Origin of the sequence: Halorubrum sp. SP3 (assembly GCF_005435195.1) — an archaeon.
In the GTDB taxonomy this organism is placed as follows: Archaea; Halobacteriota; Halobacteria; order Halobacteriales; family Haloferacaceae; genus Halorubrum; species Halorubrum sodomense.
In genome coordinates this window covers 1-510 of sequence record NZ_SGTU01000312.1, presented here as the reverse complement: position 1 = coordinate 510, position 510 = coordinate 1, and the positions used below count along the sequence as shown (strand labels likewise).

Sequence of the window (510 nt, the reverse complement as noted above, 5' to 3'; positions counted from 1 at the left end):
CGATGATCTCTCTGAAAGTGGGATTGCGGCAGTCAATCAAGCGATCACGTATACAAAACCAATCATCAACTCAGGAAGTATGCGCACAATTTATTCTATGACGCTACCGTTCGGAGCGAGTAGCGATGTGGTCAGCTGTACTCCGGACGGTACAACCGGCCAATTTGAAGTTAGCATATCCGGGGCAGTAGGTGGTGATTTGGCTGAACAAGAGTACAACGTCACCTATGAAGGCCAGAATCTGTCCGACTGTCAGATCACAATAGAGAGGACCGACACATGAGCGGAATTTCGCTTACAGACGTTGGTTTTCAGTGGTTTGTTGACATCCTAAACCAGGTTGTCGAGTGGTTTACTGAGGGAATTAGGGAGGGATACCGTGCGATTACTGAGGCACTTTTTGGCACACCAGTTCCCGAAACACCAAACGGACTCCCGATAGGCGAACCACAGAGCCAGCCGTGGACACAGCTGTACGATGCCCTCGTCGCGGGAGAGATAACTCTGATC

At 50.2% G+C, this 510-nt stretch carries 2 pseudogenes; both read left to right on the top strand.

The features are described from left to right. Positions 1 to 283: pseudogene (locus EXE42_RS19780) on the top strand (hypothetical protein); the annotation flags it as partial. Then, positions 280 to 510, top strand: a pseudogene (locus EXE42_RS16670) (hypothetical protein); the annotation flags it as partial. The pseudogenes EXE42_RS19780 and EXE42_RS16670, both read left to right, overlap by 4 nt.